The organism is Chitinophaga filiformis (assembly GCF_021646545.1).
Lineage (GTDB): Bacteria > Bacteroidota > Bacteroidia > Chitinophagales > Chitinophagaceae > Chitinophaga > Chitinophaga filiformis_A.
Window position 1 is genome coordinate 1,015,917 of sequence record NZ_JAKIRP010000001.1, and the last position, 25,466, is coordinate 1,041,382.

25 protein-coding genes are annotated in these 25,466 nt (G+C 46.5%); 12 read left to right on the forward strand and 13 right to left on the reverse strand.

All coding sequences use genetic code 11. The features are described 5' to 3' along the window. The first annotated feature begins 90 nt into the window (after positions 1 to 90). Positions 91 to 645 carry an RNA polymerase sigma factor gene (locus L3C95_RS04225; RefSeq protein WP_236385481.1) on the forward strand — a complete coding sequence of 185 codons (555 nt, stop codon included), beginning with the start codon at positions 91 to 93 and terminating at the stop codon, positions 643 to 645. A 13-nt stretch (positions 646 to 658) separates the two neighbouring features. Continuing rightward, on the forward strand, positions 659 to 1,957 hold the full coding sequence (locus L3C95_RS04230; RefSeq protein WP_236385482.1) for an energy transducer TonB: 1,299 nt from the start codon (positions 659 to 661) through the stop codon (positions 1,955 to 1,957). Here the strand turns inward: L3C95_RS04230 and L3C95_RS04235 are convergent, their stop codons facing one another. The 7 genes from L3C95_RS04235 to mutY all read right to left on the reverse strand — a co-directional run bounded on the left by L3C95_RS04235 (position 1,958) and on the right by mutY (position 8,188). Further along, positions 1,958 to 2,158 carry a YqaE/Pmp3 family membrane protein gene (locus L3C95_RS04235; RefSeq protein WP_236385484.1) on the reverse strand — a complete coding sequence of 67 codons (201 nt, stop codon included), beginning with the start codon at positions 2,156 to 2,158 and terminating at the stop codon, positions 1,958 to 1,960. Positions 2,159 to 2,170: 12 nt separating this feature from the next. After that, a complete protein-coding gene (locus tag L3C95_RS04240) occupies positions 2,171 to 3,547 on the reverse strand; it encodes a LutB/LldF family L-lactate oxidation iron-sulfur protein (RefSeq protein WP_236385486.1) in 1,377 nt (458 codons plus the stop codon). A 124-nt stretch (positions 3,548 to 3,671) separates the two neighbouring features. Continuing rightward, on the reverse strand, positions 3,672 to 4,247 hold the full coding sequence (locus tag L3C95_RS04245) for a DUF3109 family protein (RefSeq protein WP_236385489.1): 576 nt from the start codon (positions 4,245 to 4,247) through the stop codon (positions 3,672 to 3,674). Positions 4,248 to 4,338: 91 nt separating this feature from the next. Continuing rightward, complete coding sequence (gene gldD / locus L3C95_RS04250; protein ID WP_236385491.1) at positions 4,339 to 4,935, reverse strand: gliding motility lipoprotein GldD; 597 nt, start codon at positions 4,933 to 4,935, stop codon at positions 4,339 to 4,341. 28 nt (positions 4,936 to 4,963) lie between these two features. Further along, entirely contained in the window at positions 4,964 to 6,319 is a 1,356-nt protein-coding gene (gldE, locus tag L3C95_RS04255) for a gliding motility-associated protein GldE (RefSeq protein WP_262915815.1), read from the reverse strand. A gap of 169 nt (positions 6,320 to 6,488) precedes the next feature. Further along, on the reverse strand, positions 6,489 to 6,944 hold the full coding sequence (locus L3C95_RS04260; RefSeq protein WP_089834641.1) for a single-stranded DNA-binding protein: 456 nt from the start codon (positions 6,942 to 6,944) through the stop codon (positions 6,489 to 6,491). A 179-nt stretch (positions 6,945 to 7,123) separates the two neighbouring features. Next, the gene (gene mutY, locus L3C95_RS04265; protein ID WP_236385495.1) at positions 7,124 to 8,188 is read right to left on the reverse strand and encodes an A/G-specific adenine glycosylase; all 1,065 of its coding nucleotides are present in this window, start codon (positions 8,186 to 8,188) and stop codon (positions 7,124 to 7,126) included. 573 nt (positions 8,189 to 8,761) lie between these two features. On the opposite strand from mutY, the gene L3C95_RS04270 reads away from it, so the two are divergent. From L3C95_RS04270 to L3C95_RS04290, 4 genes are all read left to right on the forward strand, one after another. Beyond that, the gene (locus L3C95_RS04270; RefSeq protein WP_073084475.1) at positions 8,762 to 9,049 is read left to right on the forward strand and encodes an HU family DNA-binding protein; all 288 of its coding nucleotides are present in this window, start codon (positions 8,762 to 8,764) and stop codon (positions 9,047 to 9,049) included. 23 nt (positions 9,050 to 9,072) lie between these two features. Next, a complete protein-coding gene (locus L3C95_RS35090) occupies positions 9,073 to 9,909 on the forward strand; it encodes a tetratricopeptide repeat protein (protein WP_236385496.1) in 837 nt (278 codons plus the stop codon). Positions 9,910 to 10,343: 434 nt separating this feature from the next. Continuing rightward, positions 10,344 to 11,894, forward strand: coding sequence for an Rne/Rng family ribonuclease (locus L3C95_RS04285; protein WP_149693929.1), 1,551 nt, complete (start codon positions 10,344 to 10,346; stop codon positions 11,892 to 11,894). Between the two features lie 155 nt (positions 11,895 to 12,049). After that, entirely contained in the window at positions 12,050 to 13,702 is a 1,653-nt protein-coding gene (locus L3C95_RS04290; protein ID WP_236385497.1) for a murein L,D-transpeptidase, read from the forward strand. Positions 13,703 to 13,762: 60 nt separating this feature from the next. Here the strand turns inward: L3C95_RS04290 and L3C95_RS04295 are convergent, their stop codons facing one another. Continuing rightward, complete coding sequence (locus L3C95_RS04295) at positions 13,763 to 14,143, reverse strand: RidA family protein (protein ID WP_236385498.1); 381 nt, start codon at positions 14,141 to 14,143, stop codon at positions 13,763 to 13,765. A 61-nt stretch (positions 14,144 to 14,204) separates the two neighbouring features. Here L3C95_RS04295 and L3C95_RS04300 point away from each other — a divergent pair, with 61 nt between their 5' ends. The 6 genes from L3C95_RS04300 (at position 14,205) to L3C95_RS04325 (ending at position 19,294) form a co-directional block, all read left to right on the forward strand. Then, positions 14,205 to 14,882 carry a 3-hydroxyacyl-CoA dehydrogenase family protein gene (locus L3C95_RS04300; protein WP_236385499.1) on the forward strand — a complete coding sequence of 226 codons (678 nt, stop codon included), beginning with the start codon at positions 14,205 to 14,207 and terminating at the stop codon, positions 14,880 to 14,882. A 19-nt stretch (positions 14,883 to 14,901) separates the two neighbouring features. After that, positions 14,902 to 15,579, forward strand: a complete 678-nt coding sequence (gene tsaB, locus L3C95_RS04305) for a tRNA (adenosine(37)-N6)-threonylcarbamoyltransferase complex dimerization subunit type 1 TsaB (RefSeq protein ID WP_236385500.1) — start codon at positions 14,902 to 14,904, stop codon at positions 15,577 to 15,579. 294 nt (positions 15,580 to 15,873) lie between these two features. Further along, positions 15,874 to 16,233 carry an ArsR/SmtB family transcription factor gene (locus tag L3C95_RS04310; RefSeq protein WP_012788619.1) on the forward strand — a complete coding sequence of 120 codons (360 nt, stop codon included), beginning with the start codon at positions 15,874 to 15,876 and terminating at the stop codon, positions 16,231 to 16,233. Between the two features lie 343 nt (positions 16,234 to 16,576). Further along, positions 16,577 to 17,980, forward strand: a complete 1,404-nt coding sequence (locus L3C95_RS04315) for an MBL fold metallo-hydrolase (RefSeq protein ID WP_236385501.1) — start codon at positions 16,577 to 16,579, stop codon at positions 17,978 to 17,980. Positions 17,981 to 18,078: 98 nt separating this feature from the next. Next, entirely contained in the window at positions 18,079 to 18,888 is an 810-nt protein-coding gene (locus L3C95_RS04320) for an SDR family oxidoreductase (protein WP_236385502.1), read from the forward strand. 73 nt (positions 18,889 to 18,961) lie between these two features. Continuing rightward, positions 18,962 to 19,294, forward strand: a complete 333-nt coding sequence (locus L3C95_RS04325; RefSeq protein WP_236385503.1) for a BON domain-containing protein — start codon at positions 18,962 to 18,964, stop codon at positions 19,292 to 19,294. Between the two features lie 52 nt (positions 19,295 to 19,346). Here the strand turns inward: L3C95_RS04325 and L3C95_RS04330 are convergent, their stop codons facing one another. From L3C95_RS04330 to L3C95_RS04350, 5 genes are read right to left on the reverse strand one after another with little or no spacing between them, the layout of a single operon-like run. Next, positions 19,347 to 20,216, reverse strand: a complete 870-nt coding sequence (locus L3C95_RS04330) for a lysophospholipid acyltransferase family protein (RefSeq protein ID WP_236385505.1) — start codon at positions 20,214 to 20,216, stop codon at positions 19,347 to 19,349. Between the two features lie 11 nt (positions 20,217 to 20,227). Further along, entirely contained in the window at positions 20,228 to 21,826 is a 1,599-nt protein-coding gene (gene nadB / locus L3C95_RS04335; RefSeq protein WP_236385507.1) for an L-aspartate oxidase, read from the reverse strand. A gap of 45 nt (positions 21,827 to 21,871) precedes the next feature. After that, complete coding sequence (locus L3C95_RS04340; protein ID WP_236385508.1) at positions 21,872 to 22,573, reverse strand: lysoplasmalogenase family protein; 702 nt, start codon at positions 22,571 to 22,573, stop codon at positions 21,872 to 21,874. 47 nt (positions 22,574 to 22,620) lie between these two features. After that, positions 22,621 to 23,958, reverse strand: coding sequence for a sensor histidine kinase (locus L3C95_RS04345; RefSeq protein WP_236385510.1), 1,338 nt, complete (start codon positions 23,956 to 23,958; stop codon positions 22,621 to 22,623). An 8-nt stretch (positions 23,959 to 23,966) separates the two neighbouring features. Beyond that, positions 23,967 to 25,319, reverse strand: coding sequence for a sigma-54-dependent transcriptional regulator (locus L3C95_RS04350; RefSeq protein WP_236385511.1), 1,353 nt, complete (start codon positions 25,317 to 25,319; stop codon positions 23,967 to 23,969). Positions 25,320 to 25,466: the final 147 nt, after the last annotated feature.

Here is a 25,466-nt window from a genome sequence, read left to right on the forward strand (position 1 = left end):
AAAAAAAGCACTGGCAAACGCCAGTGCTTTTTTGCTAAAAATTCTTTACTATTGTTCATCTAAGCTATGGCATTTTTACACCATAATATCATGAAGGATGCAGATGATGCAGTGTTGATACAGGAGTTCAAACGCTCCGGTCAGCTGGATTATCTGGCTGCGCTGTACCAGCGCTACATGAACCTGGTGTATGGTGTATGCCTGCGCTATTTTGATGAAGAGGCCAGTAAGGATGCTGTTATGCAAATCTTTGAGGAGTTGATTGCCAAGTTGCAGCAGCATGAGGTTCAAAATTTTAAGAGCTGGTTACATGTGCTGACGAAGAACCATTGCCTGATGAAACTGCGCTCCATGAAAAACAGGGAGGGAAGGGAAATTTCTCTCGAAGGACTCCCCGTTATGGAAAATGACTCTTTTGCACATCATGAGAACGGAGTAAACATAGAGATGCACCTGCAGGGCATGGAAAAATGCCTGGAAGCTTTGCCTGAAGAGCAAAAGCGCAGTGTGGACCTGTTTTACCTGAAGGAAAAAAGCTATCGCGAAGTAGCGGATATTACCGGATATGATATGAAGAAAGTGAAGAGCTATATCCAGAACGGTAAGCGAAACCTGAAAATTTGTATGGAACAACAAGATGCCTGATAAGCACAGTCATATGAACCATAATGTGGATCCGGAGCTGATCCGCCGGTATCTGGCAGGAGAGCTGGATAACAAGGCGATGCATGCCCTGGAAAAACAGGCATTGGACGATCCGTTCCTGGCTGATGCACTGGAGGGTTTCGCTGAGCGCAAGCCGGATCAGCGTGTTAACCTGGCCGATCTGAACAGGCGTCTTGAAAGAAGGGTACAGGGTAGGGAAGAAAAGAAAGGAGGACTATTTGTGCTGAATTACCGCTGGCTGGCCGCTGCAGGGGTGCTTTTACTGGTCTGCACCGGCTTGATCTGGCTCATGCAGGTGAATAGATTCAGGGGGCCTGTTGTATCTCAGCATGTTGCTGTCTCTGACAGTTCTATAACTGATACTTTACAGTACTATAACCGGGAAGAGCCGGTAGCATGGGGGAACGCGACCCCGGAAAAACCGCTTGCCGTATCGATACCTGCAGACACTGGTTTGCTCGCCCTTAAAGACCGTAGAGCAGGTGCATTTGCTGTTGAATCGCCGCTGGCCAGCGTTATGAGAGGCGATGATTCCAGCAGACCGCTGGCTGCTGCACCTTCTTTGGCCGACAGTCTGGATGGAAGAATGACAGAGGTCGCCGCTGCTGCTCCATATAAATCGACGGAGGAAATGGCTGCCCGAAATCCCGTTGCTGCTGCTCCCGCCCCTGCCCCGGCGCCTTCTATGAGCACCCGACTGATCCAGGGGAGAGTAAAAGCCTTAAATGCAGAAGGAGTGCCGGGCGTAGCTGTTACTGTCGAAGGCACCGGTAAAGGAGTGCTGACCGATAATGAGGGTAATTTTTCTATCCGCGTAGCTGACACCACAAAAGATTTAAAGCTGGTAGTAGCCGCCATTGGCTACAATCAAAAGAAGCTGGACCTGAACCAGACGGATAATAATCTGGATATTACACTGAAAGAGCAGGCAAGTGCATTGTCAGAAGTGGTTACAACCGGTTACAATAAAAAATACAAGGGCCAGCATCAGCAGGAGAGTGTTTATCAGCGTCCTACGCCTGTGAAAGGGTATGAGCAATACAAGGAATACCTGGCTAAAAATGTACATTATCCGGCATCAGCCGCTGCTGCAAATATAACCGGAAGGGTAAGAGTATCTGTCCGCGTAATGCCAGACGGCACGCTGGAAGACATCAAAATAACCAGAAGATTACAGCCGGACTGCGACGCGGAAGCACTGAGAGTCGTAAAGGAAGGCCCGGAATGGAAACCCGCTTCCGATGGGAAGGCAACCCGCGTTCAGATAGATGTGCCTTTTGGCCCCAGATAATTATTTGCTTTCCTTCATAGCCCTGATCAATCTCCTGGTCCTTCTGTCTTCCCGGGAGTTCTGTAATGATATACAGGCCCAGACAGCTGCAGGTATCCAACCGATCAAAGTGATCTGTAATATCAGGCATAAAATGCCTGTGAGTATCCTTCCTCTAAGCATAAAGGAAAGCCAGGGTAACAGTATAGCGATAAGTGTCATATTAAAAAGATACTATTTTTTTCTCTCTTTCCATAGCTGGTTAAAAGATTTGGGCGCAAACACAGGCAGCTCTCTGTTGTCTCCCCAGGCCCCGGCGAAGAACTTTTTCATGAAGAGGTTTTTGGTTTTACCTCCCACAAGGTTCATCATCCTGCGACTCAGACTGGCCTGTTTCCAGCCAAACCAGGACATTTTTTCGCCGCCGGAGGTATAGTTCTCCTCAACGGCTTTATGGCGATTATGGAGCAGTAATTCGTGAATATTGATCCTTACAGGACATACCTCCGTGCAGTTGCCACAGAGGGAGGAGGCATAGCTGAGATGCATAAAGGACTCCATTCCCTGCAGATGAGGGGTAATAACAGAACCAATGGGGCCACTATAGGTAGTGCCATAGCTATGGCCACCAATGTTTTTATAAACCGGGCAGGCATTCAGGCAGGAGCCGCAGCGAATGCAATACAGACTTTCCCGGGCATCCGTGTCCTGCAGTATATTGGTACGGCCGTTGTCCATCAGGATCACATACATTTCTTCCGGACCGTCTATTTCATTTTCCTGGCGGGGACCACTGAAGATGGAGTTGTATACTGTCACCTGCTGACCGGTACCATAGGTAGCCAGTAAAGGCCAGAACAGCGCCAGGTCATTGATGGAAGGCAGCATTTTTTCAATGCCGACCAGCACGATATGTGTTTTGGGGAATGCGGTACTGAGTCTCGCATTACCCTCATTTTCCGTCACTGCTACACCGCCTATATCTGCAATGATAAAGTTGGCGCCTGTTATACCAATTTCAGCATCCAGGTACTTTTGCCGCAGCTTTTCCCTGGCTATCATGGTCAGCTCCTGGGGCGTCAGGTTAGGCGCGGTGCCCAGTTTGTCGGCGAACAATTTAGCTACGTCTTCCTTACTTTTATGCATGGCCGGTGTAACAATGTGGTAAGGCGGTTCGCCATCCAGCTGCTGGATATATTCTCCGAGATCTGTTTCTACACATTCAATATTATGCTGTGCCAGGAAGTGATTCAAATGAACTTCTTCTGTGGCCATAGACTTGCTCTTCACAATACTTTTGCACTGTTTGGCCTCACAGATAGCCAGGATCTCGTCCAGCACCTGTTGTGCATTCTCTGCCCAGATCACTTTACCGCCGCGGCGGGTAAAGTTTGACTCAAATTCTTCCAGGTGTTTGTCGAGATTCTCCAGTGCCCTCCACTTGATGTTCTTGGCTCTTTCACGCGCGGTATTCAGATCGGCAAACTGTTGTTTCCCCGCTTTGACGGCCGTATTGTACTTACCAATGTTATAATTGATCGTCTGGCGATGACTGAGGTTTGTCGCTTTCTTCTCACTATTTTCAAGAAAAGTGGAGGCATTCTGATGCATAAGTTGTCGGATTGCTGATTCGGAATTACAAAACCCATACCAGCGTTGCTATACGCCGGGATGATTAAACAACAATTAGTACTGGTAAAGATAGGGAAATGAGGGATAGCATCAGCAGTTACGGTTACTCTGCCTTATACTGCTTGGTGGCGATTTTATCCAGCACCTGGTAGAATTCCTCACCATACTTACGGATAAGTGCTTCGCGCAGGAAGCGGTATACCGGCACACGCAGGCTTCTACCGTTCTTGCAGGCGGGTTTGCACACATCCCAGCGGTCATAGTTCAATGCCTCAAAAGATTCATATTTCGTGACCCTGATAGGGTAGAGGTGGCAGGAAATCGGCTTTTTGTAGTCAATTACGCCGTCGTTAAAGGCCTTTTCAATGCCGCAGCCCACAATACCATGGGAATCGATAGTGGCGTAGGCGCAAATGCCTTTATTTACAATGGGCGTAACATAACCATATTCGTCGTCGATGGTGTTTGTGCCGGTTTGCTCTATTTCAGCGATACCATCGGGACGGAGGTAAGACTTGATCTTCGGATAGATCTTCTTCAGGATCTTTACTTCTTCCTTGTCCAGCGGCGCCCCGCAATCGCCCGCAACGCAGCAGGCGCCTTTACAGGCTCCCAGGTTGCAGACGAACTGTTCCTCAATTAATTCGTCGCTGATGTACTTGTCGTCAATGATGATCATATAAAAACGATGGCCGGCCGGATGTGTTGGCAATGAGCTTACCGGACGGGTATTCCTTTAAAGACGCAAAGGTACAAAAATAGTAAATGGCCTATCTCCACTTCAGTGTTTCCACCAGGTGCCACATATCCTGCTGCAGGAACTGTTGTACCGGAGCGAGAGAATCAGCATTGGGGGTGGCATCGAAGTAAAGGGCGCCACGGAGGAAGTGCCGGGAAGAGTCGGTGGCAAAAAACTGTTTGGCGGAGGCCGCGTTGCCACCTACGTCGTAGAACTGGCCTGTTACATTGAAAGGAGTATTGATGGCCTTTTCTTCTATGTATTCCGCCTTATAGGTGTGTTTATAGGTCATTTTGAAGGCGTCGTTCACCAGTTGCTGGAAATTGTTCTTTCCGCCCTTGCCGATCTCTTTATAGCTCATATAGATCTTACCATTCAGAGATGGGAATTCCACGTTGATCCAGTAGGGATTCTCTGTTTTCTCGCCGAAGAAGAGACTATCCTTTACAACACTGGCATATACAGGATACTCGAAGGTGTATGGATAGCCGGGAACGTCAAACAGACGGTATTCCCGCTTGGGAAAGTTGATCTGAAAATAGCCGCGCGGCTTGGGAGTATAGGTTTGCTGACAGGCGGAAAAAGCCAGCAGCAACAGCAGACAAAGAGTATTCCCGGTTAATTTCATAGTAGTTTCTTGTATTAAAAGTCCCGCACTAATTCTCGTCTTCCACATTTTGCCTGACGGTTACCTGTACCTTCTGGATGCGCATCTTGCTGACTTCCAGTACGGTGAAATCGTAGTCGTCATGCGATATGACGCTGTTCTCTTCAGGGAATTTACCTGCCAGTTCCAGGATCAGGCCCCCGATAGAGTCGCTTTCGCCCTTTACTACCTCGAAGGTATCGGGAGGAATGTTCATGATACGGCAGACGTCATTGAGCATGGTCTTGCCTTCAAAAACGTAGGTATAGTTGTCTACTTTGCTGTAGTTGAATTCTTCTTCGTCAAATTCGTCTTTGATATCACCGATCACTTCTTCCACAATGTCTTCCAGGGTAACGATACCGGAAGTACCGCCAAATTCGTCCACGACAACCGCAAAATGCATACGCCTGGTCTGAAATTCAGACAGCAGGTCTTCGATCAGTTTATGGCCATGTACAAAGAATGGCTGCCGCATTACGGTGTGCCAGTCAAAGCTTTTGCCTTTATCGAGGTGGGGCAGGAGGTCTTTGGTATGGATCACGCCCACGATATTATCAAGGTTGCCTTTATACACCGGGAGGCGGGAATAATGGAGGTCAGCCACTCTTTTTACAACGGCGTCAAAGGGATCTTCATACTCGATGCCTGATACATCCAGGCGGGTATGCATGATCTGTTTAACGGTGATATTGCCGAATTTGAGGATGCCTTTCAGGATATTTTTTTCTTCCTGGGAAGCAGTAGGGTCTACACTCATCTCAATGGCCTCGTCTATCTCCTGGTAGTTGACAGCGCCCCGGTGGAAGAAGCGGGCCTCTATGCTTTCGCTAAGACTTACGTAAAAGTCGCTTACGGGTTCCAGGGTGGCATGTACAATGCTGACAAACCAGGCAAAGTAGGTGGCAAACCGGATATTGTTCTGGGCGGCCCATACGCGGGGAAGCACCTGCCCGAAGAAAAGCAGTACAAAAATGATGATGGCTATACGTACTACCAGAGACACTACAGGGAAGGTCTGAAGATCTTCCATCTGGGTGATGAGGTAGCTGGTCACCATAATAAACGCCAGGGATAGGAGGATGCCAGCTATCTGGAGGGAGGCCAGCAGGGAGCGGGGCTTTTCCAGGAGTTTGGTAATCAGCTTACCACTGGTGTTTTGTCTGGTTTTCAGGGCATTCAGGTCTTTATAGTTCAGGGAGAAGAAAGCTACTTCAGCACCGGAAACAATAAAAGCCATGAGTAGGAGTATGAATATCACAAGCAGATAAATAACCACGTTCGGAGTGGCGATTGGCGCCGCTGCTTGCAACAGGGTAAGCTTACCAGGTAAAATGCTTGCCGGATAGGTGTACAAATTGTTCAACTTTGACGTGAGAAATATTAGAACTCCCTGCTTATAGCAAAGTAAGTTCCAAAAAAAGGGGAAAGTAATTCAGGTCTTAAATTGAATCGCTTTCCCTATATGCAAATATAAGTAATGTCCCATAATGGGATTATCAATCAAAAAAGAATTAGTATTTTTTACCGGATAGTTAAAAAGGAAGATCGTCCGCTGTATCGTTCAATTGGGGGGGGATTTCCATATTGGGGAAATTGTCACCAGTGTTACTCCCTGTATTGCTATGATGTATGGCGTGTTCGGAGTTATTAAGGTCCATACGTTTGTCCAGCATAACCAGATTGTCGCCCACCACTTCAGTGGCAAATTTCTTATTACCCTCTTTGTCTTCCCAGCTACGGGTACGGAGGCGTCCTTCTATATAAACAAGACTGCCTTTATGCAGGTACTTTTGAGCCAGTTCAGCCAGTCCGCGCCATAATACTACTGTATGCCATTCTGTTTGGGATATAAGCTTGCCAGCCCGGTCTTTGAATGTTTCTGTCGTTGCCAGAGAGAATTTGGCTACGGCAATATTGCCTTCTAAGAACTGTACGTCTGGATCTCTACCCAAGTTGCCAATCAGGATTACTTTATTAACACCTCTCATTGTTGCAGGTTTTAATCTATTGATTTTAAACTATTGAAAATATACGCTTCTTTTAAATGAACAACCTTTCTAAAGTTAATGTTTTTTTCAAATCGACAGTGAAAATTTTAACGTATACTTTAGCTCAAATACCTTGCCGCAGCAAGTTGGGCGCTGTTGGTAAACAGTAGGTTTTCGTATTAGAATAGGGTGATATTCCTATTCTTAAGGAAGTCTGTGATGGTCTTAGGAAAGGCGTAATGATCCAGTTGATTCCGTGGAACGGCCGTGTAGCCGGGCATTTCAGGCTTTTTGTCAGTCGATAGTATGAGGAATTGACTATGGATTGTCTGGTGTGTAAGCTGTTGTTTGAATGTCCCGGAGACCGCATCTGTGTTGTAACGTATATCTTTCATAATATTTTTAAAGGCGGCTGTAGACTGTAACGCTGTTACGTCTTCCGGCCCGGGAGTTTCTATCAGAATGAACTCATGGAGGTTCTGCCAGATGTCGTTTTCCGTACGTTTGCGGATGAAGACATGGTCTTTATACTGTAATACGAGATAATAGAAGTAGCGTTTTCTGATGACCAGCTTCTTCGCCTTGACAGGCAGCAGGCCGGTGAGTCCCAGCTGAAAGGCCTTACATTTACTTGCCAGGGGGCAGATGTTGCAGGCAGGTTGCTGAGGCTTGCATACTACGGCGCCAAAGTCCATAATGGACTGGTTATACGAAGCTGATTGTCCGTGAGGTAACAACTCCTGAGCCAGTTCAGCAAATTGTTTTTTGCCTGCCGTACTGTCTATCGGAGTATCTATATCAAAAAAGCGGGACAGTACACGGAACACGTTGCCGTCCAGAACGGCATGTGGCAGATTGAACGCAAAGGAGGCAATGGCTGCAGCCGTGTAGGGGCCAATGCCCTTGAGTGATTGTATCGTGTCGTATGTGTTGGGAAAGTGGCCATGATAGGCAGATACGATCTGTTTTGCAGCTGCCAGCATATTCTTACAACGTGCATAATAACCTAATCCCTGCCACAGGCGGAATACTGCTTCTTCTGGTGCCGCCGCCAGCTCCTTCACTGTCGGATAGTTTAGTACGAACTTTTCATAATAAGCCCATCCCTGTTCTACACGCGTTTGTTGGAGAATAATTTCAGACAGCCATATCCGGTAGGGGTCTTTCTCACCTTTCCATGGCATGGAGCGGGTATTCTCATGTTTGTTCCACTCCAGCAAGGTGTTCGTAAAAAACTGCTTCATTTCTGCAAATATAAAAGGATCAGTGAAAAGGACACAGGGGAGAAGGCAGCCTACATGTTTATGTATTTACCGGAAATTAAAGATTGTGGTAACGACACTATTGGAAAAATAGCAGGATTGCATTAGATTTATTTTTGATAATATTCAGCTGTAGCGGCTTTGCAGTAATAATTAACAGAACTTGTTGAACGATAGACGAATATGTCGAAAAATGCGTTATAATAAGCAAAGACCTTTTATCTGTTAGTGCTTGATCTGGATGGATCTTTTTTCATTAAGTCAAGAAAAAAAAGACTAAATGAATATTATTTTTTGTATATTCGTTAATGAGTGGTTTAGTGAAATTTTGTGATTACCCTAATCGGAAGTGTACTTGTACTGGGTTAGAGCATGGAGTCCCTCTCTTTTTCCGGTTGCCCGTTCTTAGAGTTAGAGAGTATTAGTAAGTGATTTACAGATAGATATATTATACAAAACCTTGGTATAAGAAAAAAAGATAAAATTTATTTGCTTAAAATTCAGCAATTAAAAAAAAATAAATAATTTTGGGACAAGTAATCCTTCGCTTCAATTATGAGAAAAGCTGACTTAATTAACAATATTGCTGAAAAAACCGGCATACCTAAAGTAGATGTGTTAGTAACACTAGAAGCCATGTTTAAGGAGGTCAAGGAAGCGTTGGCTAATGGCGAGCATATCTATATAAGGGGCTTTGGTAGCTTCATTACTAAAAAGAGAGCTGCTAAAATTGGCCGTAACATCAAGAAGAACGTTGCCGTTGAGATTCCGGAGCATTTCATTCCTGCCTTTAAGCCTTCTAAAGAATTCGTTGCAGAAGTAAAGAAGCTTAAAAGTTCGTAATTTTGCAGCCTAATATTTAAGGCGTGCAAAAATCACAAATTCTCCTGGTCGGTGCCGCAGCGACAATACTTGTAGTATTGGTAGCGTTTGGCCGCACCGTACCTCATTCGGATAAAAAAGCGATGCCAACTGCCACTCATTTACATGAGGGTCAGGAGGGAAAAACTATTGCCTTCGACGAATTGCTGGCTTCCGCCAAGCAAAAAGTCCCCGCTGATAAATTAATTTCTATTGCCCGCCTGGAGAACATTGTCCGGGGTGATGTTAAGAACCAGCAGATAGCCGCTTACAAACAATTATATGCCTCCTGGGATAGCCTTAACCAACTACCCGTAGCTGCGTATTATCTTGGCGAAGCCGCCAAGTTGGAAAATTCCGAAAAAAGCCTCACCTTTGCAGCCAATTTATTTTTAGAACATCTGGAACACGCAGAGGACCCTGCTGTAATGAATTGGGAGACCAAACAGGCCATTACCCTCCTGGACCAGGCGATAACGCTTAGTCCGGGTAATGATTCCCTTAAAATAAAACAGGCGCTTCTGTATATGAATACAGAGCCTATGGTAGGTGTCCAGAAACTCAGGGATGTGGTAGCAGCCAATCCTGATAATGCAGAAGCTCAGATCACATTGGCAAATCTTGCTATTCAGTCAAATCAGTTTGATAAAGCCATAGACAGGATGGAGACGTTCACTCAGAAACATCCCGACGAGGCTAAAGCTGTATTTGTACTGGCAGAAGCTTATCGAGGCAAAGGTGACGTAAAAAAAGCAGTTGAATTGCTGGAAAAATGTAAGACACTGTTGAAGGATCCCTCGCTGAAGGCTGAAATAGACAATTATATCAAGAGTATTAAATAATATTCATTTTTTAAACATTTAAAAACTTATTAGCGTATGCCTTGCGGTAAGAAAAGAAAAAGACATAAGATTGCTACTCACAAACGTAAAAAAAGACTGAGAAAGAACCGGCATAAGAAGAATAAGAAATAATTTTCTCCTGTTTCCCGCCATTTATACTAACCAGGTTTTATTTGCGGCGCGGTGATCGGACAAAAATTTTTATATATCCTGCATGATTTTGGCGATTATTATTAAATTGCTGGAGTCATGCAGGTTTTTCCACAAATCCCGCTTAGAATTCCGGATATTACCTGCTGATCGCTAAACCCTTAAGCAATCCATCATCTACGTATGCTGGCGTTTCGCCAGCTGTAATCTGGTATGCAGTAAGCTGTTATTAAATAGCCGTGCATAACTCAAGGTGAAGTTATAATGGTTAAAATTTTGGACGCTTGAACAAGGAACTTATTATAAATGCGGCACCAACTGGTGTGGAAATAGCGTTGCTGGAAGATAAGAAACTGGTGGAATTGCATCACGAAAGCGGCAATCCCAACTTTTCTGTAGGGGATTTATACCTGGGGCGGGTGAAAAAGTTGATCCCGGGCCTTAATGCGGCTTTTGTCGATGTAGGGTTTGAAAAAGATGCCTTCTTACATTACACAGATCTTAGCCCATATATACGTTCTATACTAAAATTTACCCAGCAGGCTATTTCAGATAAAACCCCCGAGGGGTTTGACTTTACAAAGTTTAAGAATGAGCCGGAGATTGTAAAGACCGGCAAAATCACAGATGTGCTGGGCGGAAAGCCCAATATCCTGGTGCAGATACTAAAAGAGCCTATTTCTTCTAAAGGTCCCCGTCTTAGTTGCGAAATTTCTCTACCCGGAAGGTTTATCGTGTTAACACCCTTTAATGACATTGTTGCTGTATCTAAAAAGATACACTCTTCCGAAGAGAGAAAAAGATTGCAGAAGATCGTAGAGGCCATCAAAACACCCAATTTCGGTGTGATTGTCCGTACGGCGGCTGAAGGAAAGAAAACGGCAGAACTGCATGAGGACCTGACCACACTCGTCGAAACCTGGAAAAATATACAGGCTAACCTGCGCGCAGCACAGCCACCGCAGAAGATACTGAGTGAACAGGCTAAAACAACCAGCATACTACGTGACCTTCTTAACGAAAGCTTTAACAAGATCGTTATCAATGACAGGAACATGTTCACTGATACGAGGGCTTATATACAAAAAATAGCCCCCGAAAAACAGGACATCGTTCAGCATTACCATAACGGCGCTCCTATCTTTGATCACTATGGCGTTACCCGCCAGGTGAAAGCTTCCTTCGGGAAGACCGTCAACCTGGACAGCGGCGTATACCTGATCATTGAAGCAACAGAAGCATTGCATGTCATAGATGTCAACAGCGGCTACAAAAGCTCCAGCAATAACCAGGAACAGAATGCACTTGCATCCAACCTGGAAGCAGCTGCAGAAATAGCACGTCAGTTGAGGCTTCGCGACCTGGGAGGTATCATCATCATCGACTTCATTGATATGAAGTTGCCGGAGAATAAGAAGGTAGTCTATGAAGCCATGGAGAAATTCATGTCGCAGGACAGGGCGAAACACACCATCCTGCCTATCTCTAAGTTCGGCCTGATGCAGATCACCCGTCAGCGCGTGAAACCTGAAGTCACTATTTCAGTGGCGGAAGATTGCCCTACCTGCCATGGTACCGGTAAGATCGGGGCCTCCGTACTGATTATCGACGAAATCGAAAAGAACCTGCAATACCTCATTAATCATCAGCATAAGGGGCTTACCATCAGGGTGCACCCTATATTTTATGCCTATCTGGCTAAAGGTTTCCTGACCTCCCGCCGGTGGAAGTGGTACTTCCAGTATAAGAAATGGGTCAAGATCAAAGCTGACTCTAACTACCACCTTACTGAATATCGGTTCTTCGACGCCAACGAAGAAGAGATCAAATTATAATTCCAGCCTAAAGCTTTATCTAAAACGCTTAACACAATATCGTGTTAAGCGTTTTACATTTGTGCCATCAAACATTTTACCGGGATAGCTGTTGTTCTACAAAGCAACTACCCGCAGGGGACAATCAGACTTACTACTAAAACTCCGTTGCGTTTATGTCTTTACGTTACATGTGCCATTTTTTGTTGTTAACTACCGTCATACTCTCTTCCTGTGGTGAGGGCCGCAGAAGAAAAAAAGGACGGGACAGGGATACCAGCCATTACACCAGACAGGAATACATTGATCTTAAACTGGACAGTAATCAGGTAAATAGTTTCCTGCAAAGTGATACCGCCAATGCAGAATATATCCGGGACTTCTACCGGCAACGCGATTTTCACTATGCCTGGGTAGGGAACGACGGCCGGCTTACAGAACAGGCAGGTAACTTTATTAATATGATGAAGGCCGATGCCGACTACGGACTGAACGACAGTACCATCATCAGTAAACCGCTACGCGAACTGTACGATACGCTGGTCATGGAGGGAGACAGGTTCCGCCGGAACGACAAAGCCATGCCCAGAGCAGAATTACTGCTGACCGCCCAGTTTTTCGCCTATGGTAATAAAGTTTGGAGCGGCCTGACTTCAGACAGCGCCAAATCGCTGGAATGGTTCATTCCCCGGAAGAAGATCAACATGCAAAGCCTACTCGATTCAATGGTGAACAGACCTGCGAGTGCTTTTGAGGAACCGGTGAACAAACAATATAAACTGCTCCGGAATCAGTTGAAAAAACTGGCGGTACTGGAGAAGGCACCCTGGGATTCGCTGAAAGCATCACGGAAACTGTATAAACAAGGCGAACGCGATAGCATTGTTGCCGCTGTAAAACAGCGTCTGTATATCTTGGGCGATCTGGCGGTTGCTGACACTTCCCAGCTGTTTACACCCGTATTGGATACGGCTATACGCAATTTCCAGGACCGTATGGGTTTAAAGCGGGACGGCGCTATCCAGCCGTCCCTGCTGAATGCACTGAACGTATCTCCCCACAAACGTATCCAGCAGATCCTGATCAATATGGAACGTATCCGCTGGGTACCCGCGGAGCCTCCTGCTGAATACCTGCTCGTGAATATTCCTGCCTTCAAACTATATGTATACGACAGCAATAAACTGGACTGGAGCTGTAATGTGGTAGTGGGAAAACCTGGTACAAACACGGTTATTTTCAGTAATGAAATGAAGTATGTCGTATTCAGTCCTTACTGGAATGTGCCTCCCGGCATCATGGTACATGAGGTATTGCCAGCCATGAAAAGGAATGCCGGTTACCTGGCCCGTCAGAACATGGAAGTGGTAACAGGCAGCGGTAGTCCTGTTAATCCGGGCTCGCTGAACTGGGCTAAATATACAGGAGGCAACTTCCCCTACATCATTCGCCAGAAACCCGGAGGTAAAAATGCACTGGGCAAGGTCAAGTTCCTGTTCCCGAATGAATATAATATTTACCTGCACGATACGCCTTCCAAAGGGCTTTTCGGAGAGAGCAAACGTACTTTCAGCCACGGCTGTATACGCGTGTCAGAGCCTCAGCGTCTGGCGGAATGGCTCCTGCGTAAGGATTCTGCCTGGACGGAGCAAAAGATAGTAGCGGCTATGAACGGGAATAAGGAAAAGTTCATTACGCTGAAAGAGAAGGTACCTGTATATATAGGATATTTTACAGCGTTTATAGACAGTGACGGCCGGCTGAACTTCCGTGATGATGTGTATGGGCACGACGCCAGACTGGCGGCTACATTATTTGGAACCAAATAGCCGCTTAACATGATAATGGGCATACAGATGGCCGGCACGCCAGCCATCTGTATGCAGAAATTATTTGCTGGCAATCACAGAGATCTCTACATTCACACCCTTAGGCAACGCAGCTACCTGAACGGTTTCGCGGGCAGGATAGTCGCCGGTGAAATAAGAACCGTATACTTCGTTGATCTGCGCGAAATCGTTCATGTTCATAATGAAGATGGTCGTCTTCAGTACATTATCGAAGTCCATACCCGCCTCGGAGAGAATACCTTTCAGGTTCTTCATTACCTGGTGGGTTTCGGTCTTGATATCATCCAGTACCAGTTGATTGGTGTCCGGGCTGAGTGCTATTTGTCCGGATACAAATAGCAGGTTGCCTGACCGTATAGCCTGATTGTACGGGCCGATTGGAGCAGGCGCATTCTTAGTATTGACGATCTGTTTTTCCATGACCGTAAAAATAGGGCCTTATTATTAGTTATTAATTAATAGGTTTGCGAAAATTTTGCACATGAATATCCTCGTTATAGGAGAAGAGCAACATTATGCTGCTTTCCTTCAAAAGGGTGGTTTAAGTGGGCACCGGGTGCAGCGGGTGAGTACAGCAGATCGCATAGGGACGCTGGAAGATTACGGGCTGATCATAGACCTGGATTTTGATGAACATACTGACCGTGCACGCGTGTATGCGAAATATCCGCAGGTGCCTGTACTGGCAGCTATCGTAAGAACTTCCCTCGCAGACGTAATGAATAATTATGCTTTTGAACAGGGATTTAATCTGATAGGTTGCAATTGGCTCCCCGGATTTGTGGCGATGCCCGTTACGGAAGTATCTGTGATAGAAGAGGAGCAAAAACCTCTGCTGGCACAGATCATGAAAGAGTTAGGCTGGGAATATGAAATAGTGGAAGACAGGGTAGGACTGGTAACGCCGAGAGTTGTCTGCATGATCATTAACGAAGCCTATATGGCTGCAGAGGAAGCAACAGCATCCCGTGAAGATATCAATATCGCGATGCGCCTGGGTACCAATTATCCGAAGGGGCCTTTTGAATGGTGTGAGGAAATTGGCGTAAGGCGGGTATATACCGTGCTGGACGCTGTATATAAGGCCACAGGAAATGAACGGTACAAAATAAGTGCACTGCTGACACAGGAAGCCGGCATCAATGTGACCGCTGTATGAAATAATTAAACTGTATACATTGTCTCTGATACTGCATATCGATACTGCTACTACAATTGGGTCTGTTTGTCTGTCGAAAGACGGGCAACCTTTACAGACATTGGTAAATGATAAACAACAGGACCATGCTGCAAGTATGGTATTGTTTGTACAGGAGATCATGCGGGAGCAGCAGGTGAGTCCAGCTGATATTGACGCTATCGCTGTCAGTGCAGGACCTGGCTCATATACAGGACTACGTGTAGGCGTAGCTACAGCAAAAGGCCTGTGTTACACCTGGGAGAAACCATTGATAGCAGTATCTACTTTACAGATGATGGCGCAGGGCATGTTGGCCCGCGTGAAAGATACAGACGCCTTATATTGCCCTATGCTGGATGCGCGAAGAATGGAAGTATATACAGCAGTGTACGATGTCGCCCTGAATATTCTGGTAGCTCCTCATGCGTTAGTACTCACGCCCGAAGCATTCACTGAACAGATTGCAGCCAGGAAGACATATTTTTTTGGTAATGGCAGCGATAAATGGCAGCAACTAATGCCGCACAATCCTAACGCCTTATTTGTTCCTTATATATTAAACGCTGCGGATATGGTGCCGTTGGCTACTGCTGCTTATGAACGCAAAGCGTTCGAAGATGTAGCATATTTTAGCCCTTTTTACCTCAAACCCTTCCACTCTACAATGAAAAAATAGGTCGTTTGTAATGTAGAAAATGACCTCCATCGTCATGATAACGGGCTTTTTATGTCTTATTAAGAAGCGTAATCCCTACACTTACGTCAATTTGTGTCATGGAACTGTCAAATTATGTTTATTTGGCAAGTAAACCCCATCCATATATTAAAAAATAAGGTATAGAAGTTTTTTTTATTACGACTAATATTATATTTTTGTATAAATCGATACCCGGTTATTGTTTTCTAACAAGTTATGGGTTTACTGTCCGTTGATCCCTTTCATTTCATCATTTTTTAAAACTATTATGCGATGGAAAAAACATTATTAACGACCTCTTCTAATACTCTTATTATTTCTAGAGGTACCAATGAAAAAGACCAAATTAAATTGGATTACATTGCCGTTAAGAAGGCTGCTATGGTTTTGCGTGCAATAAACCATAAGCTGCGCCAGCAAATGATTAAGTTGCTGGAAGATCATAAGAAAATGACAGTAACTGAAATCTACGTTAAGCTGCGTCTTGAGCAGTCAGTTGCCTCACAACATCTGGCTATTCTGCGCCGTGCCGGCATTGTGATTACAGAGAGAGATGGTAAATTCATTCACTATACGATCAACAAACAACGTATAGCAGAAGTTGCCAAATTCGTGGAGGAGCTGGTAGGCTAATCTGGTTTTGGAGTACTGGTCGAACAGAGTACAAAAAATATTCGGGTCTAACTAAGAGTATATCTATGAAAACTTTTAGTTAGACCCTGATTTTTTCAGATGTATTTGTGTGTACGTTGCTGAAACGTATGCAAATATCTGTGTGCATTGACCCGGTTGCACCGGGGCTACAAACCTGCAGCCCGCCTGGAACAATGGCTGAAATGCGGCAACCTCCCATCTTCGCTTTGTCGCTGATTATGTAATAAAGGTTACAGAAGACATTTTAATGCCGTACATATATGGCTATTTGTCAGACGTTTCGCCTGCGGATAAATCCGTAAATTTGCAGAAATCAAAAACCATGTTCGTCAAGCAACTTTATACCAATTGCTTATCAGAAGCCGCCTACTTTATTGAGTCTGAGGGTGAAGCCGTTGTGATAGATCCCCTGAGGGATATAGACGCTTACCTTGATCTGGCCAAAGAGCGCAACGCTACCATTAAGTATATTTTCGAGACGCACTTCCATGCTGACTTTGTGTCTGGTCATCTCGACCTCGCTACTGCTACCAATGCTCCAATCGTATACGGTCCTGAGGCTGTTACCAACTTCCCGATATACCTCGCTAAAGACAGGGAGAAATTTACCATCGGCAAGCTGACACTTGAAGTATTGCATACACCCGGTCATACGCTGGAATCGACCTGCTACCTGTTGAGTGATGAAGCCGGACAGCCGCATAGCCTCTTCACCGGCGATACGCTTTTTGTAGGTGATGTGGGACGCCCTGATCTGTTCAGTGGCAATCTTACCAAAGAAGAACTGGCAGGATACCTGTATGATTCGCTCAATAATAAGATCAAAGTATTACCCGACAATGTGATCGTGTATCCGGCGCATGGTCCCGGCTCTTCCTGCGGTAAAAACCTGGGTCCTCATACCTATAGCACACTGGGTGATGAAAAGAGCACAAACTATGCGTTGAAGGCTGACAGTAAAGAAGCGTTTATCGAAGAAGTAACTTCCGGTCTTAATACGCCCCCTTCTTATTTCCCTATCAATGCACGTATCAACAAGGAAGGATATGATGCTTTGCAGGCAGTGATGAAAAAAAGCAACCGTCCCTTATCGGTAGCTGAATTCAAACAGAAAATGAAGGAAGAAGTCCTGATACTGGATACACGTCCTGCAAATGAGTTCGCAGAAGGATTTGTACCCGGCTCTCTCAGCATTGGCCTGGAAGGACGTTTTGCTGAATGGGCAGGCAGCCTGCTGCCATTCGGAGAAGAGATCATACTGGTGACCAGCCCGGGGAAAGAAGAAGAAACCATCGTACGTCTTGCGCGTGTTGGGTTCGACCACGTAGCCGGTTACCTGCAGGGTGGTTATGAAGCCTGGGTCGCTGCTGGTGAAGAACGTGACCTGATCATTACCGTAGAAGCCGACGAACTGGCGATGGACCTGCCACATGATGACAACCTCGTAATTGTGGATGTACGTAAGCCTGCGGAGTATGCAGACGGCCATATTGAAGGCGCGATGAACATTACCCTCAGCGACATGACAGACCCCGGAAATCTGGCTGATTTCGACGATAATCACAATCTGTATGTACACTGCCAGGGAGGTTATCGTAGCATCATTGCATGCTCTATTATGAAACGGGAAGGTATTCACAACCTCCGCAACGTAGAAGGTGGCTTCAATGCCATGAAAGCACAGAAAGGGCTGAAGGTTGTAAAGGAAAAGAATGTACTAAACTAAGGTTACAATACTCAAAATGAGGGCTCCGTGGTTCTGCTGCGGAGCCTTCGCTGTTTTTGCAGGTATGCTTTTTGACCCCTTAAGGGAAAAACCTTGCAATGGGAAAACTTTTAGACGGACAAATTGCACTTGTTACCGGCAGCAGCAGCGGTATAGGTGCTGCTATAGCCAGAGCATTTGGTGAAGCCGGGGCTAAAGTGGTAGTGAACCACCACAGCGACAAAAGCCTGAAGGGCGCCGAAGAAGTGCTGGAAAAGATCAAAGCTGCCGGTGGCGACGGCTTTATCAGGCAATGCGACATCAGTAAGGAGGAGGAAGTCAAAGCCATGTTTGCGGAAATATTTTCCCGCTTTGGTACGATCGATATAGTGGTTGCCAATGCTGGTATTCAGCAGGATGCTTCCCTGCTGGATATGACAATGGAGCAATGGAATAAGGTGATCAATACAAATCTTACCGGTCAGTTTATCTGTGCAAGGGAAGCCGCCCGTGAATTTAAACGGAGAGGCGTTGTGGAGGGCCGTTCAAAGGCTGCGGGAAAGATCATTTGTATGAGTAGCGTACATGAAGTGATACCCTGGGCAGGACATGTGAATTATGCTGCGAGCAAAGGCGGCGTAAAATTGCTGATGCAGTCTATGGCACAGGAACTGGCACCACATAAAATTAGGGTCAACAGTATTGCTCCCGGCGCTATTAAAACGCGAATCAATGAAGACGCATGGGATACTCCTGAAGATGAGAAAAAGCTCCTGGAACTGATCCCATACGGCAGAGTAGGGGTGCCCGAAGATGTGGCTAAAGCTGCTGTATGGCTGGCCAGTGATGAGAGTGATTACGTAACAGGAACCACCCTTTTCGTGGATGGAGGAATGACATTATACCCCGGTTTTGCAGATAATGGCTGATTAACAATTGTTTGTAGCCGAACAATCCAACAGTCTAGCATGTTATTTGTTTTAAATTTTTAAACTTTTAACCATGAAATGTAAAACTTTCCTGATGGCGGGAATGATGTTCCTGGCCGTATGCTTGTTCGCCTGTCAGCCTAGCGACAGTAATGTTCAGCAGTCAGTCAATGAAAAACTGACGGCTACTCCGGGTGTAAGCGCTGAAGTGAAGGAGGGAGTTGTGACGCTAAATGGTGAAGTGCCTGACGAAGCAGCTAAAATGGCTGCAGAAGATGCCGTTAAAGGCGTGAACGGTGTAAAAGCCGTTACAAATAACATTATGGTGCAGGCAGCAGTACCTCCACCGCCCCCACCGGCAGCTACTGATACTACAATGAAGAGAGACAGTGCTGCAGTGCAATAGTTTTAAAGGCTGAATTGATCAGGAGAACGCCTCAGCTGTTACGCTGGTCAATTCAGCTTTCCTGCTCCCCTTTGTACTCATGTTTCCACCTTCTGTGGCTCCATACCCATACTTCAGGTTGCTCCCGGATATTATGTTCCAGGTATTTTACAAACGATTCGGTAATTGTTCCCTCCGGCACCGATGAAGGCTCTTCAAATGCCAGTTTTAAGGTGGCATGATAATATCCTCTTTTTGTTTTCCGGATGTCTACAAACACTACAGGTATATCACTTCTCCTTGCGGTCATTTCCGGACCCTTATAAAAAGCAGTCATCCTGTTCAGAAAGGGAAACCAGTAACTGCGGCGTGGATTACCGGGGTTCTGATCTGCTACCAGCGCTATAAGGTACTGCTTGTTGATCCACGGCTGCATGCTTTCCTTGATGTCGTTGGCCGGTAGTAGTATGCTACCCGATTTTTCACGGAAATGCCTGAACATGCGGTCGCCCGCTTTATTGGTCAATGGCATATAAACGACGAGAAAAGGATATTTAACGCCCTGCATGCAGAACAGGTTGGCCCATTCCCAGTTGAAATTATGGCCCAGGTGCATCTGGCAGCTTTTACCCTTTGCATATAACTCATGCAGCACGGTGAGGTCGCAGGTAAAGCGGCGCTGTAATTCTTTGCGGCTCATGGTCAGCAGCTTGACGGTTTCCACCATCATATCTGTCAGATTGAGATAGTATTGTTTCGCCAGCCGGGTGATCTCTTCAGGTGTCTTTTCCGGAAATGCCTGGCGCAGGTTGTCAAATACTACTGCTTTGCGGTAACCAACAATGTGATAAACGATCAGGTATAAAACATCACTTATGCGATATAATAACCATAACGGCAGTATTGAAATGCCGTACATAAATACCAGTAACAAATAATACATGTCATCAATTTCTATAACACAATATTCTGTACCAGGGAACTCTTTTCAGGATAGTCAGTATTAAAATGTAAGCCACGGCTTTCCTTACGGAAGGCGGCGCCTTTTACAATGAGATAGCCAACGGTGATCAGGTTTCTTAATTCACACAGTTGTGGCGATACCTCTGTTCTTTCGTATAATGATTCGGTCTCTTCGTGCAGAATGTCCAGCCTGCGGCTGGCGCGTTGCATACGCTCATTGGTACGCACAATACCCAGGTAATCGCTCATGATCTGTTTCAGCTCCTTGAGGCTCTGGGTGATGAGGATCATTTCTTTTGGTGCAGTAGTACCTGCCGCATTCCAGTCCGGTACATTGAGCTTGTGCGAGGTACTGTCAATTTTGTTTACACCATCCAGGTAGCAACGATGTGCAAATACCATTGCCTCCAGCAGGGAGTTGGAGGCAAGCCTGTTAGCCCCATGTAGTCCGGTGCTGGAGCATTCCCCACAGGCGTATAGATTATTAATAGAAGTACGGCCGTATTCATTGACCTTGATGCCCCCACAGCTATAGTGAGCCGCCGGAGCCACCGGTATCATATCCTTCTTCACATCAATACCTACAGACAGGCATTTCTCATAGATGTTCGGAAAATGATGAACGAACTTTTCCTGGTCCATATGCCGGCAATCAAGGTAGACATATTCTGTACCTGTGATCTTCATTTCACTATCTATTGCCCTTGCTACAATGTCGCGCGGAGCGAGGGACAGACGTGGATCATACTTATGCATGAAATCTTCCCCATGGATATTACGAAGAATACCTCCGTCGCCACGTACCGCTTCTGTGATCAGGAAGGCGTTGTTCACACCCGGCTGATACAAAGCTGTAGGATGGAACTGGATGAACTCCATGTTCTCTATCCTTCCCTTGGCGCGGTACACCATGGCAACACCATCGCCGGTAGCAATGGTCGGATTGGTGGTACTGCGGTACACCTGGCCATTCCCGCCTGTTGCCAGTACAGTAATGCGGCTGAGGACCTTTTCAATTTTATTGGTAAGGAGGTTCAGCACGTATACGCCGTAACACTCTATATCGGGCATGGCCTTGGTAACAAGATAACCTAAATGGTGCTGGGTAATGAGGTCTACCACGAAGCAGTGGGTAACCAGCTCTATATTCGGGTGTTTATGTACTGCATCCAGCAGGGCGCGTTCTATTTCCTTGCCGGTAACGTCTTTATAATGGATCACCCTGAATTCGGAATGCCCTCCTTCTTTGCCAAGAGAGAAATCTCCGGCGGCATTCTTGTCAAAATTGGCGCCCCATTCTATGATCTCATTGACACGTTCCGGTCCTTCCTTCACAACGATCTCCACGATCTGCTCATTGCACAGGCCATCGCCGGCAATCAGCGTGTCTTCAATATGCTTTTCAAAGCTGTCATTCTCCAGATCATTAACTACGGCTACTCCACCCTGTGCGTATTTTGTATTGGTCTCGTCCTCACGTGTTTTCGTGATGATGGTAATTTTTTTATCAGGACATGCTGCCGCCACTTTAAGGGCATAAGTAAGTCCGGCAATACCAGAGCCAATCACTAAGAAATCTGTCTGTTGCATAAGTACTCAAGCGAGCACCAAATGTACGGTTTAATTTGTTCCCATTCATTGCGGCACGGCATAGCCGCGGCGCATCTGCAGGTAACGGAGGCCACCGGTCACCAATCCCCATTGTGCTATCCCGTAGGTCAGCATGATAAAGAAAGTGCCCATCTCCAGGTGACGGTAAAAGTAATGAATGGCTATGAGCGTACACGAAACGATATAGAGGCAGGCACCTGCCAGTGAATACCAGCCCGACGGCTGTTCCCCGAGCCGGAAGGCATGCATCACAGACTGTAGCATGATATAGGCGGTAACGGCAAAAAAGAGTACCGGCAGCGTCATCTGCCCCAGATAAGGCAACATGAAGAAAATGAACGCAATGATACCGGCAGCCATTCCCAGGATGAAGGGCCACTTACATAATGGAAGCGGATAATTCGTATACCTGATCTTCAGGAAAAAGCCAATATAGGAAAGCAGTGAAAGCATGAAGGTGAACAGCCCGCAGGTAAAGAAAAGTGTACTTTGTTCAGAAAACAACAGGAACATATCTCCAAAGCCCGAAAGCAACAGCGCCGCCAGCAGGGATATACGGAAAATAGCGGGGATGCCCTCCGTTCCGGTAATGAAATAAGCTGCTAATATGAACGGCAACAGGAACTTGGAAATGTAGCAGAGGATGTCCAGGTGGAAAAAGATAGCGGACAGGTGAACTAATAACGTGGCAGTATAGAGCAGGTTAAAAGAGCTTGCTTTGTACATAGACTAGCATTATGTACTTAAAGTACGATTTCTTTGACTGAATAGTTTCAGGCAACCGGTAATAAAACAGAAAAGGTGGTACCGTTATGCCCCGAGCGGCTCACTTTCAGTTGTCCGCCGTGGGACTGTATGATTTGTTGTGACAGGCTTAAACCGATGCCACTGCCCTTTTTCTTAGTGGTATAGAATGGAATGAAGATCTTATTCATCGCGTCGGCGTCTATACCAGGACCATTATCGGTGATCTCTATATGCACCTGGTTGGGATTGTTCATGGTGGCCTTTACCTCTATGGATGGCGTCTGCGTTTGTTCCAGGGCATCCATCGCATTTTTGATGAGGTTGATAAGCACCATCTGTAGCTGTGCCACGTCTGCATGTATTTCTGTGCTTGCCGATTCTATTTCATAGTGGTAGTAGATACCCGCCTGTTTCAGTTCTGGCAACAGCAGGCTACTTACCCCGGTCAGCAGTTCTTTAATATTTACATGGGTGAACTGCGGTTTGGGAAGGGTGGTATAGTCGCGGTATGCGTTCACAAAATTCATGATACCCTTACTGCGGCTCTTGATGGTTTCCAGGGCTTCCTGCAGATCGGCAATGGCCTCTTTCTGTGCAGCCTCCGGCGAGATGTCCTGCTCTACGATATCCTGCATGGTGCCGATCAGGGACACAATAGGAGTGACGGAGTTCATGATCTCATGGCGGAGTATCTTGGTAAGGTTCTGCCAGGCCTCCAGCTCTTTCTGTTGCAGCTCTGCATGAATGTTCTGGATGGAGATCAGTTTGACCAGGCGTCCCTGCAGGCGTACGCTGGCGGCGTGAATGGACAGCTGCTGTTCCTGCCGGGTGCGGTAGAGCAGTTTATTGCCCGAGCGTATTTCCATCAGGTATTCCGGCAGGGCGGGATGGCTTGTTTTCAGTTCCGAAATGTTACGCAACCGGTAGATGCCGAGCAGGCGGAAGGCAGCCGGATTGATCAGCTCTATCCGGCCTTCAGCATCGAACGACAGCACGCCGATACTGATATGCTGAACGATGGTATCTATATACTTCAGGTTCGCTTCTTTCTCTGCTCTGGTCTGACGAAAAGCTTCCAGCACTTCGTTGAACTGATGGTTCAGCGCCTGGAAACTTTTCCCCAGCTTATTGTCTGCGCTGAAACGGATGGAGAAGTCTTCATACCGGATAGATTCCAGGAAAAGCGTCAGCTTCCTGTTCACCCGGTTGATGTAATAATACATGCCATATATCTGCATACAGATAAGGATACCCATGGCTACTCCCGGAAAGGCGCCAAGTGCTGTCCATACCCACACACTGGTGATAGTGCTGAGCGTGAGTAAGATGATGCGCAGTAATATATTGACACTGAACCTGTTCATTGTAAGCGCTAAATGTTATACTTTTCCAGTCTTCTGTAAAGGGCTGCCCTGCTTAAGCCGAGTTCCCTGGCCGCTTCAGTGATGTTGCCATTGCATTTTCTCATGGCCTGGGTAATGATGTTGCGTTCCATTTCCTCCAGGTTGTAGCCGGTATTAAGGGATTGGTCCTGTACGGGATTCTTGACGAATACATCCTTGGGCATGAGTGTTTTACCCTGTGAAAGGATCACAGCCCTTTCCATGGCATGCTGCAGCTCACGGATATTGCCCGGCCAGTCATACTGGCGCAGCTGCTGTACCAGCGATTCATGCAGGGAATTTACCGGCCGCTTGTACTTCGTGGCATATAATTGCAGGAAGTATTCTGCCAGCGGAACAATATCCTCCTGACGGTCTCTCAGCGCAGGCAGTTGTATTTCGATAGTATTGATACGATAAAGAAGGTCCTGCCGGAATTGATACTCCGCGGCCATACGCTGTATGTTCCTGTTGGTGGCAGTGATCAGCCGGACATCTATCGGAATGGTCTTGTTGCTTCCCACCTTGGTCACGGCCCTGTTCTGGAGTACGGTCAGCAGTTTAGCCTGCAGGGGCAATGAGATATTTCCCAGCTCATCCAGGAAAATAGTGCCTCCGTTTGCCTCTTCAAAGCGACCGCTCCTGTCTTCCCGTGCGTCCGTGAAGGCGCCTTTCACATGACCGAACAGCTCACTTTCAAACAATGTTTCGCTGATAGCACCCAGATCCACACTCACGAAGGGCTTTTTGTTCCGCAGGGACAATTGGTGAATATGCCGGGCCAGCAGGTCCTTTCCCGTACCGTTCTCCCCCAGTATCAGCACATTGGCGTCGGTAGCAGCCACCCTGTTTACGGTGTCCAGCACCTGTAACATAGCAGGGCTGTTGCCAATAATATGTACATCCGAATGTGGAGCTGCCGGCGTAGCATTGATCTTATCCTTACTGCCGTGTTTTTTATTGTAGGCCCCCTGCATGGTAGCCAGGAGTTTTTCATTCTCCCATGGCTTGAGTACAAAATCTACCGCCCCGGCTTTGATAGCCCTTACGGCCATCTCTACGTCTCCGTAAGCCGTAAAAAGTACCACTGCTACTTCAGGGCGTATGTCCAGGATGCGGTCCAGCCACTCAAATCCCTCCTTGCCGCTACTCAGGTCGCGCGTGAAGTTCATATCCAGCAGTATCACATCATACTCGAAATTGGACACCAGATAGGGGATCTTCTGAGGATTACGTTCAAAGTCTACCTGTTCGAAGTGACGTTTCAATAACAGCCGGGCGGCTCTGAGCACGTCCATGTCATCATCTACAATAAGAATTTTACCGGGCAACGGTGTAGTCATAATAAGATCTTGTCTATTGTTTTTGCAAATGATCCGCAAACAGTGTTCCTGACAGGAGGAGTGGAATGACAGCCCTGGCGGATGCGGCCACTGGCAATATTATAAAAAGATTTCGGTTTTACTGCGGCCCATGGAGGGCTTAAAGGA

What these genes read in the sequence shown, in the direction of transcription:
- L3C95_RS04225 (WP_236385481.1), top strand. Translation starts at nt 91, where the DNA reads ATGAAGGATGCAGATGATGCAGTGTTGATACAGGAGTTCAAACGCTCC.
- L3C95_RS04230 (WP_236385482.1), top strand. Translation starts at nt 659, where the DNA reads ATGAACCATAATGTGGATCCGGAGCTGATCCGCCGGTATCTGGCAGGA.
- L3C95_RS04235 (WP_236385484.1), bottom strand. Translation starts at nt 2,158, where the DNA reads ATGACACTTATCGCTATACTGTTACCCTGGCTTTCCTTTATGCTTAGA.
- L3C95_RS04240 (WP_236385486.1), bottom strand. Translation starts at nt 3,547, where the DNA reads ATGCATCAGAATGCCTCCACTTTTCTTGAAAATAGTGAGAAGAAAGCG.
- L3C95_RS04245 (WP_236385489.1), bottom strand. Translation starts at nt 4,247, where the DNA reads ATGATCATCATTGACGACAAGTACATCAGCGACGAATTAATTGAGGAA.
- gldD (WP_236385491.1), bottom strand. Translation starts at nt 4,935, where the DNA reads ATGAAATTAACCGGGAATACTCTTTGTCTGCTGTTGCTGCTGGCTTTT.
- L3C95_RS04260 (WP_089834641.1), bottom strand. Translation starts at nt 6,944, where the DNA reads ATGAGAGGTGTTAATAAAGTAATCCTGATTGGCAACTTGGGTAGAGAT.
- mutY (WP_236385495.1), bottom strand. Translation starts at nt 8,188, where the DNA reads ATGAAGCAGTTTTTTACGAACACCTTGCTGGAGTGGAACAAACATGAG.
- L3C95_RS04270 (WP_073084475.1), top strand. Translation starts at nt 8,762, where the DNA reads ATGAGAAAAGCTGACTTAATTAACAATATTGCTGAAAAAACCGGCATA.
- L3C95_RS04290 (WP_236385497.1), top strand. Translation starts at nt 12,050, where the DNA reads ATGTCTTTACGTTACATGTGCCATTTTTTGTTGTTAACTACCGTCATA.
- L3C95_RS04295 (WP_236385498.1), bottom strand. Translation starts at nt 14,143, where the DNA reads ATGGAAAAACAGATCGTCAATACTAAGAATGCGCCTGCTCCAATCGGC.
- L3C95_RS04300 (WP_236385499.1), top strand. Translation starts at nt 14,205, where the DNA reads ATGAATATCCTCGTTATAGGAGAAGAGCAACATTATGCTGCTTTCCTT.
- L3C95_RS04310 (WP_012788619.1), top strand. Translation starts at nt 15,874, where the DNA reads ATGGAAAAAACATTATTAACGACCTCTTCTAATACTCTTATTATTTCT.
- L3C95_RS04315 (WP_236385501.1), top strand. Translation starts at nt 16,577, where the DNA reads ATGTTCGTCAAGCAACTTTATACCAATTGCTTATCAGAAGCCGCCTAC.
- L3C95_RS04320 (WP_236385502.1), top strand. Translation starts at nt 18,079, where the DNA reads ATGGGAAAACTTTTAGACGGACAAATTGCACTTGTTACCGGCAGCAGC.
- L3C95_RS04325 (WP_236385503.1), top strand. Translation starts at nt 18,962, where the DNA reads ATGAAATGTAAAACTTTCCTGATGGCGGGAATGATGTTCCTGGCCGTA.
- L3C95_RS04330 (WP_236385505.1), bottom strand. Translation starts at nt 20,216, where the DNA reads ATGTATTATTTGTTACTGGTATTTATGTACGGCATTTCAATACTGCCG.
- nadB (WP_236385507.1), bottom strand. Translation starts at nt 21,826, where the DNA reads ATGCAACAGACAGATTTCTTAGTGATTGGCTCTGGTATTGCCGGACTT.
- L3C95_RS04340 (WP_236385508.1), bottom strand. Translation starts at nt 22,573, where the DNA reads ATGTACAAAGCAAGCTCTTTTAACCTGCTCTATACTGCCACGTTATTA.
- L3C95_RS04345 (WP_236385510.1), bottom strand. Translation starts at nt 23,958, where the DNA reads ATGAACAGGTTCAGTGTCAATATATTACTGCGCATCATCTTACTCACG.
- L3C95_RS04350 (WP_236385511.1), bottom strand. Translation starts at nt 25,319, where the DNA reads ATGACTACACCGTTGCCCGGTAAAATTCTTATTGTAGATGATGACATG.